This window comes from Candidatus Ancaeobacter aquaticus (assembly GCA_030765405.1).
In the GTDB taxonomy this organism is placed as follows: Bacteria; Auribacterota; Ancaeobacteria; order Ancaeobacterales; family Ancaeobacteraceae; genus Ancaeobacter; species Ancaeobacter aquaticus.
The window spans coordinates 26,335-43,269 of sequence record JAVCCP010000078.1 but is presented as its reverse complement, the minus strand read 5'-3'; the positions used below and the strand labels follow the sequence as shown (position 1 = coordinate 43,269).

The 16,935-nt window shown below is 37.6% G+C and carries 11 protein-coding genes; 5 read left to right on the top strand and 6 right to left on the bottom strand.

Annotation, left to right across the window (positions count from 1 at the left end):
- Window positions 1-17: 17 nt before the first annotated feature.
- The 4 genes from P9M13_10595 to P9M13_10580 form a co-directional block, all read right to left on the bottom strand.
- Complete coding sequence (locus tag P9M13_10595) at window positions 18-788, bottom strand: CpsB/CapC family capsule biosynthesis tyrosine phosphatase (GenBank protein MDP8263732.1); 771 nt, start codon at window positions 786-788, stop codon at window positions 18-20.
- Between the two features lie 34 nt (window positions 789-822).
- Complete coding sequence (locus P9M13_10590) at window positions 823-2,805, bottom strand: polysaccharide biosynthesis tyrosine autokinase (GenBank protein ID MDP8263731.1); 1,983 nt, start codon at window positions 2,803-2,805, stop codon at window positions 823-825.
- Window positions 2,806-2,813: 8 nt separating this feature from the next.
- Window positions 2,814-3,437, bottom strand: a complete 624-nt coding sequence (locus P9M13_10585; protein ID MDP8263730.1) for a polysaccharide biosynthesis/export family protein — start codon at window positions 3,435-3,437, stop codon at window positions 2,814-2,816.
- Between the two features lie 110 nt (window positions 3,438-3,547).
- Window positions 3,548-4,756, bottom strand: coding sequence for an outer membrane beta-barrel protein (locus tag P9M13_10580; protein ID MDP8263729.1), 1,209 nt, complete (start codon window positions 4,754-4,756; stop codon window positions 3,548-3,550).
- A 247-nt stretch (window positions 4,757-5,003) separates the two neighbouring features.
- Between P9M13_10580 and P9M13_10575 the strand changes: the two genes are divergently transcribed.
- Window positions 5,004-6,491: a sensor domain-containing diguanylate cyclase gene (locus P9M13_10575; GenBank protein MDP8263728.1), complete on the top strand. Its 1,488-nt coding sequence runs from the start codon at window positions 5,004-5,006 to the stop codon at window positions 6,489-6,491.
- A gap of 492 nt (window positions 6,492-6,983) precedes the next feature.
- Here P9M13_10575 and P9M13_10570 read toward each other — a convergent pair whose 3' ends face one another.
- Window positions 6,984-9,359 carry a vitamin B12-dependent ribonucleotide reductase gene (locus tag P9M13_10570; protein ID MDP8263727.1) on the bottom strand — a complete coding sequence of 792 codons (2,376 nt, stop codon included), beginning with the start codon at window positions 9,357-9,359 and terminating at the stop codon, window positions 6,984-6,986.
- Window positions 9,360-9,856: 497 nt separating this feature from the next.
- A complete protein-coding gene (locus tag P9M13_10565) occupies window positions 9,857-11,152 on the bottom strand; it encodes a radical SAM protein (protein ID MDP8263726.1) in 1,296 nt (431 codons plus the stop codon).
- Window positions 11,153-11,251: 99 nt separating this feature from the next.
- On the opposite strand from P9M13_10565, the gene P9M13_10560 reads away from it, so the two are divergent.
- From P9M13_10560 to P9M13_10545, 4 genes are all read left to right on the top strand, one after another.
- Window positions 11,252-13,600 (top strand): hypothetical protein, encoded by a 2,349-nt coding sequence (locus tag P9M13_10560; GenBank protein MDP8263725.1) that lies wholly within the window; start codon window positions 11,252-11,254, stop codon window positions 13,598-13,600.
- Entirely contained in the window at window positions 13,584-14,741 is a 1,158-nt protein-coding gene (locus P9M13_10555) for a glycosyltransferase family 4 protein (GenBank protein ID MDP8263724.1), read from the top strand. The genes P9M13_10560 and P9M13_10555 overlap by 17 nt, the downstream gene beginning before the upstream one ends.
- A complete protein-coding gene (locus tag P9M13_10550; GenBank protein MDP8263723.1) occupies window positions 14,728-15,696 on the top strand; it encodes a ParB/RepB/Spo0J family partition protein in 969 nt (322 codons plus the stop codon). The genes P9M13_10555 and P9M13_10550 overlap by 14 nt, the downstream gene beginning before the upstream one ends.
- Window positions 15,697-15,816: 120 nt before the next feature.
- Window positions 15,817-16,827 (top strand): hypothetical protein, encoded by a 1,011-nt coding sequence (locus P9M13_10545; GenBank protein MDP8263722.1) that lies wholly within the window; start codon window positions 15,817-15,819, stop codon window positions 16,825-16,827.
- Window positions 16,828-16,935 lie beyond the last annotated feature (108 nt).

The following is a 16,935-nucleotide window of genomic DNA, read 5'->3' as shown; positions in this document are numbered from 1 at the left end:
GAATTATGGAGTACCGTTTACTTGTTAAAGAATGAAAAAAATGATCGTTGTTTTTGCGGATCTTCCGCGTAAAACACGTCACCATTAATGACCTTTTGAGGAACATCTATCACCATAGACTGGGCATCTTCTTTACCAACAATTTGTGATGCAACCTTCACCCCTTCACTCAATATTGGCACCCGGTGAGTAGTCGCGTGTGAATCAGTAGCTATAATGTGGACCAGCTTACATTTTAAGAGTTTCTTAGCGCATGCCTTTACGCCTGAACCAAACTCACCTGTTAAACTTGATGCCGTTATCTGAGATAACACCCCTTTTTCAACAAATTCAAAAAGAATATTAACATCTTTCTCGATAAACATATTACGTTCGGGATGTGTAATAATCGGAGTAATGCCTTTCATTTTTAGATCAAAAAAAAGACTATCTAAATGCTGAGGAATTACATGTACGGGTAATTCTATAAAAATATACTTCCCCATATCATTCAATGTTAGCAAATATCCTGACTCTATATGGTGTGCAATCTGATCGTCTAATTGTACCTCTGCACCGGGATAAAGAGTAATGTCGATCCCGGCATCTTTAAAATGACCTTGCATTACGTGTACGGCCTCTATGATGTTTTCTCTCGAATTATCATATACGCCGTTTAATGTGTGCGGGGTGGCAACAATAGACCTTATTCCATCACGATATGCAATACGCCCCATTTCCAGGGATTCTTCAATAGTTTTTGCACCGTCATCAATGCCTGGAAGAATATGGGAATGTAGATCTATCATAGTAATAATAATGTATTAAGAACAATAATGCGGCTTAAACCGGAATTTCTTCTTTTTCTTTAGCCGCAACCTTGTTATTTTGAGTGTTGGAACTTACACGTTTTTTTGTTTTTCCATCATGGCCATAATAAGAATAATTATATCTATAATAATAGTAATAATAATAGGCGTCCTTATGGAGAGCTACATTATTTAGAATAACCCCTAGTATCCTTCCCCGTGCATCAGTAATCTTCTGCTTTGCAAATAAACATGCTTCTCGAGGAGTTTTCCCGCAATGTATAACCATTATAACACCATCAGAGAGTGCCCCCAAGATTACAGAATCAGTTACTGCAGAGATTGGCGGTGAATCAAAGACTATTCTGTCATAGTTATCCTTTAATGTATTGAGGATCTCAACCATGTTTTTTGGATGCAATAGTTCCGACGGATTTGGCGGAATAGGCCCTGAGCTTATCACTGATAAATTTGGCACTTCAGTTTTATGAATAACATTTTCAATATCTGTATTACCCACTATGAGATTACTTAACCCGGTGGTGTTATCAACACTAAATGTCTTATGAATACGTGGTTTTCTCATATCAGCATCAATTATGAGGACTTTATCCCCTGCATTTGCCATAGCAATAGCAATATTTATAGCTGACGTTGTCTTTCCTTCACGAGGATTTGAGCTCGTTACCGTAAGAACTTTTGCCGGCTCACCAGGCGTTGAAAACATAATAGCCGTTCTCACCGCTCTATACGCTTCCGAGACCGTTGATTTTGGCGCTACATGAGCAATAGTATCAATATCCGCGACCTTTTTTGCGTCTTTCCTTTGCACTGACGGAATAAAACCAAGAAAGGGCAACTGAAGGTGTTGCTCAATATCTTCCGGAGATTTTAGCGTATTATCCAGCGCATCTAATAGAAATGCCATTCCCACGCCACCAATCAACCCTATTACCATAGCGAGAGCAATATTAAGTCTCACCCGCGGTTTTATTGGCTTTATTGATGGGTATGCATATTCTATGACTTCAATATTATTCGTTTTTATTGATTGAGATAAATTTGTTTCTTTAGACCGTTGGATAAGATTATTCAATAACTGCTGATTTGACTCTGTTTCCCTCGACAAAACATTATAATCAATCAATGTTTTATGCAGTTTTAATGTTTCGTCCGTCTCTTCTTTAATTCTTTTTTGTATAGAATCTAAACGTGTCTTTGCTTCAACAACCGTCGGATGTTTTTCTTTGTATCGTTTTTTTAGTTCCGCAAGCTTCGTTTTTAGGTCATTTTCTTCAATCTCCATTGCTCTTATTTGAGCAAGGTATCCTTCTGTTGGAAGTTCGGTTAATGAATGACTTTCCTTATATCTTTGCAATTTATTCTCTGCACCGGTCACTTTCTTTTTAAAATCAACTACTTCACTATCAAGAAAGGTTACCGCTTCTTTAGTAGCTCTCAATTTTCTAGCCAGATTTTCTTCCCGATATACTTCAGCAACCTTGTTAGCGACAAGCGCTGCTTTGATAGGATTATTGTGATCCACAGCAACTCTAATAAGCCTTGTATTAAGAACGGGAATAACCTTGATAGAATTCACAAAAGATTGGAATGGATACTTAGAAGTATTATTATTATTGTAATACGTATCGTTCTTTAACCGCAACTCCTTATATACCTTCTGAAGAATATTCAAACTCTTAATAATCTTATATTGCGTCTGATAATAGTCCCGATACCCGCCTGTTTCATCACCGAGAGAAACCACTTCTTTTCCCTGAAACTGCACTATTGTTGGCGCTTCCTTATCGATCATTAATGTATTTACCGACCGATATATATTCTCCTGATTAAGCGTATAAATCGTAACGGATATAACAACCACAAGAAATATACATATCACGAGCCATTTTCTTTTCAATACTATTTTAAAATAGTCTCGTATTGAACGTTCATTTTTATTCGTTACCATTTGATTTGCTGATTCCATCACACCACCTGCATAAATGTTACTCATTATTAATATTAAAAGAAACTTTCCATTACAATAATAGTATCATTTCTCTCTAGTTCTATATCTTTAGTCAAATCACCTTTAAGAATGTCCTTTACCCTGACCTCGTACATCTTCTTTTCGTGACCATGATGACGGACAAGCTTTATCTTGCTTTGTACAGCAATTTTTGTAAAACCTCCAGCCATGGCAATACCAGAAAGAAGAGTCATGCCGGTAATAAGTGGATATGCGCCGGGACTATTTACCTGCCCAAACACATACACTTTCGCATTCTGCTCACAAAATATTGTTACCTTAGGATCAACTATATATCCGTCACTTAATATTTCAGCAATCTTATCTTCTACTTCTGAAACGGTCATATCTTTCACGTATAATTTACCAACAAAGGGATACGTAATAGACCCGCTTGCAGACACACGCACTCTCATACCTTCTTTACCTGTATTTAAGTCCGCTTCACCATATACATTGATAATGAGAACATCATCAGGCCCTAACTGATAATCAGTTTTATTTTTGCTCGATTTTGGGAGCTCTACTGGTGCTTTTGCAAAAGAAATACCGCTATGCGCAACTAAAAAAACACCAACAAGCAAACATGAGATACATTTAATAGCATATTTTTTCATTGTAAAAACCCTCAAACTTTAAAAAAAAGCGCGAATACTTAAGGTATTTAACCTTCCTCACAGTATTCGCGCTTTTAATATCTTTAAATCAACTTATTTCCTCAACTGCTTTAGAATTTCAGATTCAGCTTACTTATTACAAGGTGTCTGTCATACCCAAAAATTTCGAAGTCTGACGACTTTGTAGCATACTCATATTCGATACCTGCCGTAATCCATTCCTGAATCGTATAATTGAGCCCCGTATTAAAAGTCCAAAGATTATCTTTTCTCTTCTCTGTCTTTAAACCAATCGTTGTTTCTTCAGGATAGGTTACTCTATCATAAGCAAATTTGAAAAAAGCATCGAGCTTATTCATAATCTTTTGATCAACCTGGAATGTTACTCTATTTGATAAATACCAGTTATTATCACCGAATGTTGCTTCGCGAGGTGCTCTTTCATACATAACCGCAAACTTTGTAGAATCAGTAAAATCGTGAATAAATGACAAAAACGTTGTAGCCGAATTAAAGTCCGTTTGATCGGATTGTCGATAATCCTTTAATATCCAACCTACTTTTGCAATACCTGTTAGCTTGTTTGTGATTTTACCGCGCACACCACCGCGTACCCGGTAATAATTATTATCTCTGAAATTACCTCCCTCGGTATCGTATCGCACTATGCCAACGTCACTTTCTGCTATCAACTCTGTCTTAGGAAATATTCTGTAAAATGCGCTACCGGTGAAAATTTGATCATGTCTATTTAAATTTTCATATGCTTGTTCTACATATTTTTCGAGGAAGTATGAATAAGCGCCTTCAAAGGTAAGAAGATTAAAGTTAGCGCCAGCTAAAATATCGGCTGTATAGTTTCTTCTTTGCACCTTTGACGTAAATTCAGTTCCAGACCGTGATGCTGTATCAATGAATCTGTTATTCTGTTTTACGTACACTTTATCAAAATCAAATATCAAACCCGTCGATGCAAGCTGATCTTGAGAGTTTTGAGTGTTGTACTTAAGATATTGGGAAAAATCAACACTGTATTTTCCCGTAAAAAGATGCTTTGAAAAAGGAACCTTTACTTCAATCCCCGGAACGAAGTCAAAGTAGAAGTCGCTTTTTGTATTCGTAGGATCCATAAAAATATTGGTGTCATATGTTGCCCGGGAATCAAAAGTCGGATGAACAACTGTTCTTCCATCACCAATTTTTATACCGTGTCCTAATTTTCCATATTTGATTTGATCGCCTAAAATACCAGCCATCGACTCTGATACAAATAACAACGCTAACAATATTGCTCCAAATACAACTACACGTTTTTTCACTTTCTCACCTCCATAAGTTGTGAGTGAATACTACTACTATAATTCTTTGTTGTTTAAACTTGAGGGTAATATTAGCGATATATTAAAAATATGTCAAATGTTTTTTTGTTTTTTTTATATAAAAATATACTGTTAAAAAAGTTCGAAAACCAAGTATATTTGTTCAATAAACCCAGAGAACATTTTGTTTTGACTTTTTCTGCTAATCGCATATTATATAAGGCATAGAACATGGAGATACTATATTATGGTACATTCAAAAAGAAAAGCATCAGATAAAATCAAACCGGAAGAATCTGTAGCATTCTTCCGTGACGTTGAAAGTTTTATGGAGTTTTCACTAGATTACGAAGCTTATCTTCACACTATTATAGACTACTTCCTGAAAAAATTTGATGCTGAAATATCTTTCATTTCCTTCCCAATGGGAAAATCTAAAAAAATAACGAAAATAATCACACGGGGAATCGAACCACCTAAAAGCCTCTTAACAAGCCTAAAAGATATTTCAACAAAGTCACTATCTTCCATAAAAACAATTCACAGCAACAATATAAATAAAAATTTGAAGTCAATTATTATTGTTCCTCTATTAATAAGAGAAGAAAAAATAGGAACCATCGGTATAGTTAACCCAAACAAGAAAAGATTTTTTCCCGCATCCGATAAAAAATCTTTAGAATTAAAAATCAATAAATTCAAGAAAGAAATCTATTATATAAAACTGCAATACAATTACAAAGAACAGCTCTCACGACTACGAGCTCTATTTGATATAAGTCATGCAGTAAGAGAAACACTAAACTTAGACAAACTTCTCTATTCAATCATGTCCGTGGCAAAAAATACCTTAAACGCCGAAGCTAGTTCACTTGCCATAACAGATCCAAAGACAAACGAACTTATTTTCACCGTCGCAAAAGGTGAAAAAGGAAAAGCAATTAAGGAAATGCGCCTTAAAATGGGACAAGGAATAATCGGCTCAGTTGCACAAAATGGAAAATCCCTTCTCATTCAGAATGTAAAAAAAGATAAACGTTTCTTTAAAAGTGCAGATAAAAAAACAGGTTTTATAACAAAATCAATTCTTTGCGTACCTCTTCGTGTAAAAAATAATATCATCGGGGCTGTTGAAGTTTTGAACAAAACAGATGGAACAGTGTTCAACAAGGATGATATGGAACTTTTGACCATGCTTTCATCAGAGGCAGCAATCGCAATAGAAAATGCGAGATTATTTAATTTAGCAACAACAGATGGGCTCACCACCCTCAACACCATTAGATACTTCAGAACACTGTATGATGATGAATATTCCAAATGTGTTAGACATAAAAGAAAGCTTTCTCTTATTCTTAGCGATATCGATCATTTCAAGAATGTTAACGATACATATGGACATCAAATCGGCGATCTAATACTCAGAGAAACTGCAAATATCATGAAAAATAGTGTTAGAGACACCGATATTGTCGGGCGATACGGAGGCGAAGAGTTTATTATCATGCTTACAGAGACTTCCAGAAAAAATGCCGTTATTTTGGCCGATCGTATTCGAAAAAAGATAGAAGAACATGTCGCAGTTGATGATAAAGGAAATAATTACAAAGTAACTATCAGTATGGGCGTTTCATCTTTAAGCGGGAAAGAATCTCCTGATGAACTTATTAAATTAGCCGATACTGCGCTCTATAAAGCAAAAGAAAGCGGCAGGAACAAAGTGTGTAAATTATAGATGAGCGGTTACCGCAAATAGAATTATTAAAAAACCCTATAATCTTATGATTACAGGGTTTTTTACATTCATTCTCAAATTTTCAAAAACAGTTTCACTTTCGAGCCCCAAATCCCTAGAAACTCGTATTGCTTTAAAAACATAAGAGACAGCCATTTTATTGGCTGTCTCTATAGCTATATTCACCCTGATCCCCCCTAGATTTTCTCGGATAAATCCTCCAAAATCATACTACAGGGGGGATAGTTCGACATTCGGGGACCAAATCCTTGGAAACTCTACTAGTTTCCTAAGGGCGACTAAGGCAAATTCTCGACCTTCAATACATAAAAAAAAGAGACAGCCATTTTATTAGCTGTCTCTATAGCTATATTCATTCTGATCCCCCCTAGATTTTCTCGGATAAATCCTCCAAAATCATACTACAGGGGGGATAGTTCGACTGTGCAATATCCACCTGTCATTCTGCAGGTGGCTATTACAGTCTCACTACTATCCGCACTCAGAATAGGCGCATGCTCTACATACCGCACAGCCGCCTTCTTGCTCCATCATGCCGCCACATTCGGGACATGCTCCACATATCTGCCGCTCATCTAAATGGCTTAGGACGCGTGTTTCTGTCTTACGTTCAGTATCATCGCCACTGCCATCTTCTCGCGCTTCAGCTTTAGCCTCATCTTTACACTGCAAGTAGTAACGTACCGCCTTAGCTATTGCATCAGAACATGACAGTATCTTTTTTTCACCGATACCAACATGTTTATGACAACTAATACCAATAAGCTGTTTAATTATCGACTCAGACCGAATGCCGCTTCTCCATGCAAGAGATACCAAACGGCCAATAGCTTCTGACTGACTTGCGGCACAACCACCCGCTTTACCCATAGTATTAAAAAGCTCAAACATCCCCTGCTCATCTTCATTAATGGTTATATAAAGAGGTCCGCACCCTGTCTGCATCTGAATACTTTTACCGTATAACACTTTTGGGCGAAGTCTTTTTGACCGCTTTGCCTTTGGAGTTAGTGTTTTATCCGAAGATTCCGTTTTCCCAGTAGAAAGAACCTGATTGCTTCTGCTTCCATCACGATAGATCGTTACACCCTTACATCCTGTTTCAAACGCGTACCTGTATACCTTTGCTACATCTTCTTTTGTCGCACTATTAGAAAAATTCACTGTTTTTGAAACCGCATTATCAGTATGCTTCTGAAATGCCGCTTGCATTTTTATGTGCCACTCAGGTTTTATATCATGGGATGTCGCAAAAACCTGTTTTATCTTTTCCGGCACTTCATCTATTCCGTGAAGCGTTCCCTTACGAGCGATCTTGTTCATTAACGACTCAGAATAAAACCCTTCTCTTTTTGCAATACTTTCAAACACCGGATGTGTTTCAACAAGCTCTTGCCCGTCCATTACATTGCGCACATATGAAACGGCAAAGAGCGGCTCAACCCCGCTTGAACAACCGGATATAATGCTTATTGTTCCCGTAGGCGCAATAGTTGTCACTGTTGCGTTTCTCATGGGAACACCGTCCGGTTTATCATAGATACTTCCGTTATAATTCGGAAACAACCCGCGTTCTTCTGCTAACTCGCCTGATTTCTTTCGCCCTTCAAACTGAATAAACTTCATTACATCTTCAGCGAGTGTAATCGCTTCATTCGAGTTATACGGCACTCCTAAAAGTATCAGCATATCAGCAAAACCCATTACTCCCAACCCGATCTTTCTGTTTCCGCGAACCATTTCCTCAACCTTTTGCAGAGGGTATTTGCTCTTATCAATGACATTATCAAGAAAATGCACGGTTGTTCTTATCGTAGCACGAAGTCTGTCATAATTTATTTTTCCGTCACTTACCATGTTTGCAAGGTTAATAGAACCAAGATTACACGCCTCATACGGCAGAAGCGGTTGCTCTCCACATGGGTTCGTGCTTTCTATTTCACCTAAAAGCGGTGTTGGATTATCCTTGTTTAACCGATCGAGAAACACAATACCCGGCTCCCCGTTCGCCCACGAATTATTTACTATCATATCAAAAACTTCTTTTGCTTTTTTCTTTCCGACAACTTTTTTATCGCGCGGATTAACAATGTCATACTCACTGTCATTCAACACCGCAAGCATAAAATCTTCCGTGACACCAACTGATATATTAAAATTGGTCAATTTTGTCTGATCTGTTTTACAATTAATAAATTTTACAATGTCAGGATGATCAACACGCAGGATCCCCATATTCGCGCCACGACGAAACCCGCCCTGATTCACTGCGTGTGTTGCCGCGTCATAGGCATGCATAAACGAAATTGGACCGCTTGATTTCCCATAGGTCGTAGTTACATAATCATTTTCCGGCCGTAAACGAGAAAAAGAAAAACCTGTTCCTCCACCGCTCTTATGCACAAGCGCCGTATCGCGGAGCGTTCCAAAAATACTTTCCATATCATCTTCTATAGGGAGCACAAAACATGCAGACAGTTGCTGTAATTTTCTTCCTGCATTCATGAGTGTTGGGGAATTAGGCATAAAATCAAGGTTAACCATAAGGTTATAAAATTTTGCTTCTGTATCACTGAAATTTCCGTCACCGGTATACAGCGCATCCGCAGATGCAATGTTGTGCGCAACACGTCTAATCAAATCTTCAGGGGTCTCTAAGAGCACTCCATGCTCATCTTTTTTTATGTATCTTGTTTCAAGAACCTTTATTGCATTAGGCCCTAATTTAACTTTTTTCTTTATATATGAAACTGTGTATTCGTTTACCAGCTCTTTCCACGAACCAGAAGCCTCATACGGTTTTTGCGGCACTACCTTTGTTTCCCCTGCAATCTTGACATCCTGCATAAATCTCTCCCTTCCCTTATCAGACTGTGTTGCAATACGTTTCTACTGCAAAAAACGATATACGGCCTACGGCTGCGTCAGACTCATAAAAAGTCCTCAACGTAGTACAACGACTACGTCTGCGGGCATTTTGCTCGTCTTTCTTGCCTCGTCTCCCATCTCGCTTCTCTCGTTACGAAACCTACTTCAACACAATCTGCATGTAATTACACTCAGTTTCCATATTTATAAATTTGATTATGATATTTTCGGGATAAAACCACACCATGTTGTGGTTCGCATAAGTTAACACGCTATATATTGGGCGTCAAGCCCTTTTTTTTTATTAAAATTCACCTCATTTTTAACTTCAGTAAACACAGATAGTTACACGATAAAAATTTTTAACACTACGTGTTTTTTTTTATACTTTCTGCGGTATAATTTTACAATGAAATAGTTTGCATATCCTTCTTCTTGCGTTACTTATAAAAGTGGGGCGCATATTTTTGGGGGCGTTATTTCTCGTATACTAATTGTACAAAATTATTATAATAAAAGAGTAATTTTTCACGTGAAATCTGATTATTGGATATTGAAGAGTTGCATTCATAGTAACTTTCAACGTCATTACTACCTAACGTGCCGTTCTGAAGGCACTTAGAGTAAAGATTGGTACCAGGAAACGGATAAAACAGTGATACAAGGAGCCAGTGAGGCTTTATGCTCTTATTTAAAGCTATCGTTTGCTCTATATCCTCCTGGGACTCTTCAGGTATACCAATCATGTTAAATGCAAGAGTTTTAAACCCCATACTCTTTACTAATCTAAATGTATCGATCACTTTTTGATTCGTGATATTTCTCCCTAATATTTCTTTTTTGATACGTTCACTCCCGCTTTCAACACCCATGTGAAGCCGCATACATCCCGCACGTTTCAGTATACGCAGATTTTTTTCATTCAAAAGATCAACCCGTGCATTACACCAAAACGGAAGCGAAATTTTCTTGGAATATTTTTGAGCGAATTCTTCTAACCAATCTAAATCCATTGGAAAGATATCATCATGAAAACCGATAAGGGATATATCAGTATATCTTCCTAGAACACATTGCATTTCTCGAATTACATTATCAACACTTCTTTTTCGTATAAATGAACCATGAGAGTGGCCGCTATACAATTCTTTTATTTTATGATTCGAACAATAACCGCATTCGTAGGCGCATCCTCTTCCAATCATAAATTCAGCGCCAATAGTGTTTTTGTTTCGGGTAAGAATTGTTTGATAGTCACCATAGATTTCACGATCAGGAAACGGTAGTGAGTCAAGATCGATAAGAGCACGGACATCATTTTTAACAACTGTACCTTTACGCAAAAACATAAAGTTCGCAATTCCATACACATCTTTTTTATCGTGCAGCGCGTTGACATATTCCAATAGCGCGTGCTCCCCTTCACCGCGCACGACACCCGTTATTCCTTCCACTGCCAGCACTTCCTCCGGAACAAGCGTTGCGTGTATCCCTCCGGCTATAATGGGAACAGATGAAATAGATCTAATAGTACACGTAACATATTTTACGAGCTTCATCTGGTTAGAAAAAGTGGATAGCGCAACAACATCTGGAAGAAAGGTTTCCATGCGCTCTATAACGGTATTCTTGTCGTTTGTATCAAGAATCAAAAGTGAAGTTTCATGACCATGAGCTTTTAATACACTCGAAAGGTATCCCACTCCATGATAATAGCCCGTATATACTTTCTTCGTTTCCAGAGGAATAGGATATATAAATAAAACTCTCACTTAAGTCCCCATTGATGCTATAATTATACAACTTAAATAACCAGTTACTAAAGCACAACATCCAAAAAATAATTAACACAATATACATAAAATATTTTTATGAAAAAGTTAATCAGCATTATAATTCTTTCAATTTTATTCGCTTCTATAAGCGATTTAAAATCTACTTCTTTAGCATCTCAAACGCAAGATAAATCAGTATATATTGTTCCTGACATTGAAACATTTTTATATACGCTTTCAACATGGGATAGACACACACGTTTTCCGATCTTTATCGGGGTAAATCGATATACAGAAAAATTTCTCCGTGCATACCCTGATTATGCCGTTATTAAAGCTCCTGCCGCGCACTATGTAGATCTCACCGAAGAAACCGTACTAAAGGCACTGTATGCGTCATGGGGCCCGGAAACTCTTTTTGATATAAAAAAGAAAATAACACCTAAGGACATCAAAAAGCGGCTGAGAAAAATGCGTGTACAACCACAAGGTATCGTGTTTACGGACATTGAAGACAGAGAATGTGCAGGAGGGCTCTTACTTGCCGCATACCATAAACAGTGCCTGGAATTCCTCGATATCAATATAGAAAAATTATTAACACAAAAAGAAGATAAGAAATATCTTAATAATAAAGCTAAGGAAACGATCCGTCTCACCATAATAAAGAAAATTGCGGCGTGGGGATACCCCTATAAAGGTCTCGGAACAGGGATAGACTATATTACCCTCGCCCTTCAATTTCCATTCAGCTATCAAGGAGGCAATTCGCTCGACGATGCTATAAACAGGATCGAGCCGCAATCAACAGATTGTTACAGTTATGTCGGCCGGCTTGTTGACAATAACCTCGGGATGGCGCTGTACCAGGCAAATGCATCAGTTTTTTTACCAACAAGCAGCGCGTTCTTTTTCGATACATGGCCGGAAAAATGGAACTATCGTATGGGGTGCGCATATTGGTTTTTTCTCCAGCATATACCTTCCATTCTCTATGAAGGAACCACAGGAAGGATAGATGCATGGCGTTCGATCATGAAATTTGGAAATTTCTTTAATTTCATTTTTGTGCAATCGTCCGGAAGTTCAAAAAGTTGGGCTGGAACCGTAGATGATATCCCTGACTCAGTTCCTGTTATTGTTTATTTTTCCCACAGTTATTCAGCGGCAAATTTTTATGACCCGCAAACAATCGCCGGACGATGGCTCGCAAACGGCGCGTATATATATCTTGGTTCAATAAACGAACCCATGAATGCCGCATTTCAAAAATCGATACATATCGCTTCAGCCATAAAAAAGAATTACCCGCTCGGAAAAGCATTTCAACGTAAAGAGTATCTAATGAAGAATTTCGCGAAACCCTGGCGACTCATATATATCGGCGACCCGTTATGTAAAATACGGTTTAAAGTTAATACAAGTCAATCAGTCAGCTTCTCGCAGTTTAAGATAGCACTTGAAACCCTCATAAACGCGAACCTCGCTCTCACCTGCAAAAAACTCGAACAATTCATAAAGTATTTTCCGCGATCAATCTTGTGCCCTACCGCACTCGATCTTCTCAATAAAACGTACCTACTGCAATTTTATGAATATAACTCACAGAAATATCCTCTACAAAAAAGCATGACCGTTACCTCTACAAGAAACTGGTTTTTACAGTTATCAGCTCAGGCAAAAACACTGTATACCAATTTAACCTATATCCATGATCTCGAATTAAAACATTTTTATATGCACCGGTATTATTATGTAAAAGATAATCCGTATATCAAACATATGCTCAAAGAAAAGATAAAATCACTTAATAAGACTGTACCATACATTAAAGAATGGGCTCTTGCAGGCCCTTTCACCCTTGCTCAGGGCGTTAAGCATGAAACACTTTTAAATCCCACGTTTTTCAGCATAAAAAAACCAATTATGCTGGATAACACCCTCTATCCGTGGAAACCCACCTACGCAAAAGAAAAAAATAATATGGTAGAATTAAAAACTAAGAGTACCAGCAAGCACTTGTTTGCGTACGCATGCACGTTAGTGTCCTCAAAAGGGAATCGCATAGCACTTCTCAAAGTAACTACCCAGTCACGATTCATACTTTTTGTAAACAATCAGAAAATATTTGATAACTTCAAAGTGCTTCAGACAAAGAGAACTATGTATCCCCTTCGCATGCAGTTAAAGGACGGGAGAAACTTTATTCTCATAAAAACGTATAAGGGAAAAGAGAACTGGGAATTTTCCGCAGGCATATATACCATTGGCGAAAAACGCATTAAAACTGTTTTTCCTATACATATGAGCTTATTGTTACCTAAAACCGCGCACGCACAAAAAAATAAACAGGTTGCGCCCTACCCTACCCTGCAATCATTACCGTTTACTAAGGGATTGCAAAACAATCATATACCTATAGACTACAATGACTCACAAAAATAACACACTTAAACAGACATCAAACGCAGATATACACATCAATTATTTTGGGCTTATTAAATCAACAATGAGCTGGGCACATGTCGGACGAGAAATGGTTCTGGCACTAGACGCAATAGGATGCAATGTATCTGTTACAAATTGCCGCGGACCTTTATACAATAGCGCATTAAAAATCGACTCTCATCTTTACACCCTCATGGATAGAAACCGTAATATTGATATTGAGCTAACCTTTGAATACCCCTTAAACTATCCGCGTTTAACAGGAAGGGCAAAAATAGGTTTTCTTGTATACGAAACAACCAAACTTCCACCTCTATGGGTAACGAATATAAACCGTTACCTTGACCTTTTGATCGCACCGAGCACATTCTGCTATGATATTATGGTCTCAAATGGTATCCCTCAGGATAAAATCGAAATTATTCCCTACGGATACAACAAAATGCTTTTTCATGATTCCGTAACACCCATTAGTTTTAATACTGAAAAAAAATTTATTTTCCTTATACTTGCTATGCCGCATTTAAGAAAAGGCATTGATGTCTTATTAGACGCGTATACTGAAACATTTACATCTAACGATGCTGTTTCCTTAATAATAAAATCTCCTTATCAACCGTTTAAAAATAAAAAATATTGGGAAATTAATATTGAAGATATCGTTAAGTCATATCATTCGCATCATGCGAATATACCTGAAATCATTTATATCAATAAAGAAGAAGACCCGGCTCTCATGCCGTCATATTACGCGGGATGCGACTGTTATCTTCAACCAAGCCTCTCAGAAGGGTTCGGCATTGCGATCCTTGAAGCTATGGCAATGAGAAAACCTGTTATAACAACTGCGTGGGGCGGGCATACCTATTTTTGCACGAAGGATAATTCATTTTTGATCGATTACACTTTAAAAAACGCAGGCTCAGCACAATACGATACGAGTGACACTGAAAGCATGATCGCCTATCCTGATAAAGATCACTTAAAACAACTAATGCGATCAGTATACGAAAAAAGAGACAATGCCAATATAAAAGCATATAATGGCTATGAATCAGTAAAACATCTCTCGTGGGAAAGCGCAGCACATTCATTAGTGCGAATTATAAAAGAAAGAAACCTATATGAAACTTGTTGAAGTGCCCATAAAAAATATTCTGCTTGAAGGAAAAGATTTTGATGATTACATCATAACCTTCCCGGATACAATAGAGACCGTTTTAGAATCAATAAAAGACGCAGGAATCTTAAACCCTCCTCGCCTTATTCAGGCACAAAACGGCACATACAAAATAATCTGCGGGATGAGGCGCATAAAAGCCTTAAAATCACTTAAAAAAAAGACCGTTTCAGCTTTTGTCTATACGCACAATGAACTGGGCGATGATAAAGCACTGATTGTAAGCATAACAGACAATGTTTCTTCACGTGTATTAAATCCCATAGAGTTGTCCCGGGCAATTATTAAGTTACAGTCACTGTGCAACTACGAAAAAGATGCTACGAGCCGCCTTCTTTCAATACCAGCTTCTGAAAAGGTTATTTCGGACTATATCAGTCTTCAAATACTCGAGAATGATTTAGCTCTGCTCATTGCTCAAGGTGTAATGACCGCTCATCAGGGATATATGATTGCCGCTCTTCGACACAATGACAGGATCTTTTTTTCATCACTTATAAAAACACTTGGGATACCAAATCAGAACGAGACAAAAGAATTAATCCAACATCTTACTGATCTAAAAATCATGCTAACCAAAGACTCGTTTCAATCAATAACTAAAACAAAATGTATCGCAGATACATTAAAAAACAATAAGCTAACGGGACGCAAAAAAGCACAGGAACTTATTGATACACTTCGCATACTTCGTTATCCACATTTAACAGGTAAAGAAAAGACATGTAACACATTAATACAATCGCTTCATTTACCCCCTTCCGCAACCTTGTCGTTTCCCCGCTACTTTGAAGGAAACACATTGAAATTAGAATATAAAATAAGATCAGAAAAAGATATAACAGACATACTGCAAAAACTAAACAGCCAAAGTAACACACTCAAAAAACTGTTACAGGAAATAGCGAAATAGCGTTTAGCGTTTAGCGTTTAGCGTTTAGCGTTTAGCGCAGGCTTTTAAATGGTAGCAGCTACCATTTAAAAGCCTGCGCTGCTTTGTTGTTTTAACAACAACCGAGATAAAAAGGTACATATGCCTGCATTTAACAAACTTTTTATTGAAAAGAATATATTAAAGAATAAAAACGTTCAACGGATCGCAGCAACCGTGCCGAAAAACCGTATCATCCAGATTACCTCGTACAAAAACCTTCCTGTACAGGATTCAATCGACAATGAAAAAAAATGCCTTGTACTGGCACAATTCAGAGGCGACTCAGTTAAAGAGTTCCGAAGATTAGATGGGCTCACACAACGGAAAGAATATTATATAGTCTACGCACAGAATTGTTTCTATGATTGCCAGTACTGTTTTTTGCAATGTTACAGCGATAATGCCTATCCCGTTCTTTTCATAAACCATAACAAAATATTGCGGGACGTTGAAACTGTCTTAAAAAGTGAAAAAAGACCGTTTTTCTACACAGGTGAACTTGCTGACAGTATGGCATTTGACCCTGTTACAGATTTTAATCAAAAGCTCATTAAGCTCTTTTCACGATATCCGAACGGAACACTTGAACTACGGACAAAATGTACCCATACAGCACTACTTTTAAAAATCGTTCCCATTAAGAATATAATTCTCTCGTGGACATTTACCCCTCAAGCAATAATTGATCAATATGAAAAACGTACCGCATCACTCACTTCACGCATTTCTGCAGCACGAGAATGTCAAAAGAAAGGGTATCAGATCGGTTTGCGATTAGACCCGATTATTGCCTATCAAAATGGGGAAGAAGACTACGCATACATGATAAAACAGCTCATGGAGTCACTCAATCATGATAGAATCGAATCAGTCGTTCTTGGCATATTTCGATTCACGCCAGCACTCGAAAAGATCATCAGGAAAAGGTTTCCCAAAAGTGATATCACTATTAATGAGTGTGTTCCCTGCATTGACGGTAAATGGAGATATCTTAAATCGATGAGAATTGCTATCTATAAAAGTATTATTGCAAGAATCAGGCAATATGCGCCACAGGTAAAAATAACCTTATGTATGGAAACACCGGAAGTGTGGAATGAAGTTTTTTAGCGGATAGCGGATAGCGTTTAGCGTGTAGTTGTAGTGCAGGGCTTTAGCCCTGTGTTAAAGCAAGGCTAAAGCCTTGCGCTACAGTATTATTAGAATTTTAGATTTGGT

Bases quoted from the DNA above. Each gene is read 5' to 3' on its own strand.
- P9M13_10595 (MDP8263732.1), bottom strand. From the start codon at position 788: ATGATAGATCTACATTCCCATATTCTTCCAGGCATTGATGACGGTGCA.
- P9M13_10590 (MDP8263731.1), bottom strand. From the start codon at position 2,805: ATGAGTAACATTTATGCAGGTGGTGTGATGGAATCAGCAAATCAAATG.
- P9M13_10585 (MDP8263730.1), bottom strand. From the start codon at position 3,437: ATGAAAAAATATGCTATTAAATGTATCTCATGTTTGCTTGTTGGTGTT.
- P9M13_10575 (MDP8263728.1), top strand. From the start codon at position 5,004: ATGGTACATTCAAAAAGAAAAGCATCAGATAAAATCAAACCGGAAGAA.
- P9M13_10570 (MDP8263727.1), bottom strand. From the start codon at position 9,359: ATGCAGGATGTCAAGATTGCAGGGGAAACAAAGGTAGTGCCGCAAAAA.
- P9M13_10560 (MDP8263725.1), top strand. From the start codon at position 11,252: ATGAAAAAGTTAATCAGCATTATAATTCTTTCAATTTTATTCGCTTCT.
- P9M13_10555 (MDP8263724.1), top strand. From the start codon at position 13,584: ATGACTCACAAAAATAACACACTTAAACAGACATCAAACGCAGATATA.
- P9M13_10550 (MDP8263723.1), top strand. From the start codon at position 14,728: ATGAAACTTGTTGAAGTGCCCATAAAAAATATTCTGCTTGAAGGAAAA.
- P9M13_10545 (MDP8263722.1), top strand. From the start codon at position 15,817: ATGCCTGCATTTAACAAACTTTTTATTGAAAAGAATATATTAAAGAAT.